The sequence below is a fragment of the Mycobacteroides franklinii genome (assembly GCF_002013895.1).
Lineage (GTDB): Bacteria > Actinomycetota > Actinomycetes > Mycobacteriales > Mycobacteriaceae > Mycobacterium > Mycobacterium franklinii.
Map to the genome: position 1 here is coordinate 1 of NZ_MAFQ01000031.1, position 3,582 is coordinate 3,582.

The 3,582-nt window shown below is 59.7% G+C and carries 5 protein-coding genes; 2 read left to right on the forward strand and 3 right to left on the reverse strand.

What is annotated here, in order from left to right:
* The coding region (locus tag B4393_RS27025; RefSeq protein ID WP_157901334.1) for an aldehyde dehydrogenase family protein at positions 1-373 on the reverse strand (373 nt) is incomplete at its 3' end.
* 407 nt (positions 374-780) lie between these two features.
* A complete protein-coding gene (locus B4393_RS27030) occupies positions 781-981 on the reverse strand; it encodes a hypothetical protein (RefSeq protein WP_036448118.1) in 201 nt (66 codons plus the stop codon).
* Between the two features lie 620 nt (positions 982-1,601).
* Between B4393_RS27030 and B4393_RS27040 the strand changes: the two genes are divergently transcribed.
* Together B4393_RS27040 and B4393_RS27045 are read left to right on the forward strand one after the other, a co-directional pair.
* On the forward strand, positions 1,602-2,084 hold the full coding sequence (locus B4393_RS27040) for a YkgB family protein (protein WP_031354506.1): 483 nt from the start codon (positions 1,602-1,604) through the stop codon (positions 2,082-2,084).
* Between the two features lie 366 nt (positions 2,085-2,450).
* A complete protein-coding gene (locus B4393_RS27045) occupies positions 2,451-2,678 on the forward strand; it encodes an anti-sigma factor family protein (protein ID WP_033710422.1) in 228 nt (75 codons plus the stop codon).
* Positions 2,679-2,753: 75 nt separating this feature from the next.
* Here the strand turns inward: B4393_RS27045 and B4393_RS27050 are convergent, their stop codons facing one another.
* Positions 2,754-3,464 carry a cysteine hydrolase family protein gene (locus B4393_RS27050; protein ID WP_033710423.1) on the reverse strand — a complete coding sequence of 237 codons (711 nt, stop codon included), beginning with the start codon at positions 3,462-3,464 and terminating at the stop codon, positions 2,754-2,756.
* Between the last annotated feature and the right edge of the window lie 118 nt (positions 3,465-3,582).

Below are 3,582 nucleotides of genomic sequence, written 5' to 3' on the forward strand. Positions count from 1 at the left end.
TCACTCCGGCGAAGTACCTGAAGTGATCAATGGCGATGGGCACGTCGAGAACGCGCGACTCGCGAATCGGCTTGCCCACATCCAGCGACTCCAGGACCGCGAAACGCTCGGCGTCAGCCTCCAGCAGGTCGGCGATCCTGTTCAACGCGTTCGCACGTTCCGTCACCGTGGTCGCCCTCCAGCCCGCAAACGCACGCTGCGCCGCCTGGACCGCGCGATCGACATCAGCGGCTGTTCCACTAGGAATACGAGTCAGCACCTCACCCGTCGCGGGATTGATACTCTCGATCGTCTCCCCGGACTCCGCGTCCACCCATTGGTTGTCGATGAACATTCCGTAGCTGCGGTCCGGAGCATACTGGGACGTGGACATGGCGCGCTTCTCCTTCTGATTGGCGGGCGGGCCGGAAGTACAACCGGCTCAACCTCTTCCGTGATTTCGTTGTTCACCACCCCTGACGACGTGGTGCCACCAACCCTAACCTAGATATCGAGATACGTCAATATCCCAATAGCGCGATATTCAGATGGGCGTAAAGGGGGTGTCTTCCTGCGCTAACACCGCCGGGTCGGCTGGTTGGTGGCCGTCGGTGCGTGACCGTGCTTGAGGTGCGCTCTGCTGCGCGGCTTAACTCGGACGATCCCCACTCAATAGGGACTCGCCGAACTGCGCAGGTTCGACCGTGCCATCCGGCCAGGAACCCGCAGTCGAATGAAATCGGCAACGATACGAAAACCGTGAACCACCCCAGGTTTGACGCGGATCAAACCCGGGGTGGTTCAAAGTGCTTGGGAGGCGGTGCCAAGCCGGCGGTGCGGTGGCCACTTGATCGATTCTCGCGCAGCGTCTACTTCCTGGGCCGAGGTCTGCTGCAACGCCGCAAGCTTGCCGAGCATCGTCGACCTCGTCATGTGCACCATGCCTGTCAGCTCCGGTCGAAAAGTGAGCAGGTAGTTCCGGTTGAAAAGTGAGCACTTCACCTTTCGATTGGAGAGTGATCACTGTGGAGGATTGGGCGGAGATTCGCCGGCTGTATCGGTCGGAGAAGCTGTCGCAGGCTGCGATTGCGCAACATGGTCGGACCATCGCTCCTAGCCGTCGATAGCCTCTCAAGGTCGCCCAAAACTGGAGAGACCCAGCACTGTCTGGTGGCGGTCAGTGCGTTTAGGGTTGCGTTCATCGCCTTGCTCAAAGCAGATTGGTCGCCAAATCTGTTCGGCCGTTAGTTAGTCGCGACACAGCAAATCGGCACTACGAGGGCCGACAGACCACGCCGGCGTTTTCCCTGACAGCGCTGCGCTGCTAAATGGTCCGTGCTTTGCTGGTCGATTGCGCCGACACGGGGCGGATAAGCCGACTTCTGGGGTTACCGCGACTAAAGGAACTTGGCGTCGACGACCGCAGCGCCGCGCGGAAGGGCGTGGGCACCCAAATGGTCGAGGGCGAGACCTCGCAATCCGCGTCGTCGGTCTCGACCCACAAGATCCCCGCAGGAACTATGACGTACGGCACACCCACCTAAACGGAAGCGCTGTAACGCTTTCCGAAGTGCATAGCACTCAGTGGTGTAGTCAACCCAACTAGCAAGGGAGTCATCATGATCGCTACCATCCGCGAGCAGATTCAAGCCGGCGTGCGCCCAGAGTCGCCAGTAGCACGTGGCGGCGCGGGCCTGGCACGGTACGGGCTGGCCGTCGTCATCGCCTGGATCGGCATGCTGAAGTTCACAGAGTACGAAGCCAACGGCATCGCGCCATTCGTGTCGAACAGCCCTTTCATGTCTTGGCTGTACGACATTTTCTCGATCACCACCTTTTCGTCGCTACTCGGTGTAGTCGAGATCGCAATCGCGGTCTTGCTCGCCGTCAAACCGTGGTTCCCTCGACTCTCAGCGATCGGTAGCCTCATGGCCATCGGCATGTTCGCCACAACACTGACATTCGTGCTCAGTACGCCTGGTGCATTCGAAGCATCAGCAGGAGGTTTCCCGGTGTTGTCGTCGACTGGTCAGTTCCTGATCAAGGACGTCGCACTGCTCGGAATCTCTGCCTGGACGCTGGTCGATGCACTCACACGCCGCTGAGGCCGAAGCCGCCCTCGTCACCTCGCTTCGTGCGGGTGACGAGGGCGGCTTCGTGCAAGTTGTCGACTTGCAAGCCCCACGACGCCACGCCTCGCACGCGACTACGTCAGGACACCAGATCGCCGAAGGCCCCCTACAGGAAGGCCTCTTACACAAAGGAATCGGCTCTTCCCAGGATCAGTCACCTCGGTTCACAGAGCTGTCTGCGAACTTTCATAGGAGGAAAGGTCGCAGTCCCTTGACGACGAGAAACTGGACGAGGAGTCGGAGCAACGAAGCCATCCTCGGGAATTTTTCCTCAAGCACCGGGGAGCATGGTCGCCGGCGAGCCGGTCGCTCATGCACTACATGAAAGGATGCAGACAGATGAGATGCAACGAACTCGCCGAACTACTCACCGAATACCTGGACGACTCGCTCGGTTCGAGCGACCACGTGAGGCTCGAAACGCACCTGTCCGAGTGCGCCGGATGCGCAAACTATCGCACTCAATACATATCGACGATCGCAATCTTGAATCAGATCCCCGTGGCCGGCTTCAAGCGCACGCTGCGCGATACGTTATCGGCGCACTTACACCAACGGCGCCGCTGAGCTTCGCAGGGCAACCGAGTTCAGCTCAGCAACAATGGATACACCAACTTTGCTGCCGTCAGCGCCCATCGGTCTTTAGGTGGCTTGCGCCAACTCAGCCACCGCTTGATCGGTGGTCCAGATAGCTGAGGCGAGGAATCGGAAATTAATCAGGGCAGCCAAGTATCCGTCGCCTTCGGGCAACCGTGCACCCGCAGTCGCGTCACGGATGACGACAACCTCGAAACCCTGTTCGATCAGCTCGCGCAAATGGCTTTCGGTGCACAGATTCGCGGCCATTCCAGCCAGAAGAACCTGGGTCACACCGCGTTTGCGAAGCTGAAGTACGAGATCGTTGGACTGCGGACCCACGATTTTATGGGGAGAAGCGACCACCGTCTTTCCGTCCAGGATGCGGTTCTTGTACCGCTCGAGATAGTCCGCGCCCGAACCGTCGAACCCTTCCAGCTGCAGCGGATGCGTCCGCGCGAACATGCCGACACTGTGCATGAAGCGCTCAAGCGGTCCGGCGAATTGCCAGTCCTGATCGGATGGATAGTAATAGTGCGGAGAGATCGCAACCGTGATCCCCGCGCTCTTGGCAGCTGACAGTAGTTGGTCGATGTGCTCGACAGTGCCGTTGTCTTCGACGCTGGCGCCGAACACCGACCATGTTGCACCATCGGGGCTGAGAAAGTCGTTCTGCGGGTCAGTCACGACGAGCGCAGCGTGCGTCACGTCAAGCTGGAAGCCAGATGGCGGAAGTCCGGGCTCTGCGGGCTCGTCGTACACGGATGAAGTCGACATTGGATGGGAGTCCCTTTCCTATCGGGCGCTAGTGCGCGACACACGGCAGCGCCCGGAAAGTATAAATAGACGACCGGTCGGATATCAACAAGTCCGGCCTTTCGGACCTCGATGATGG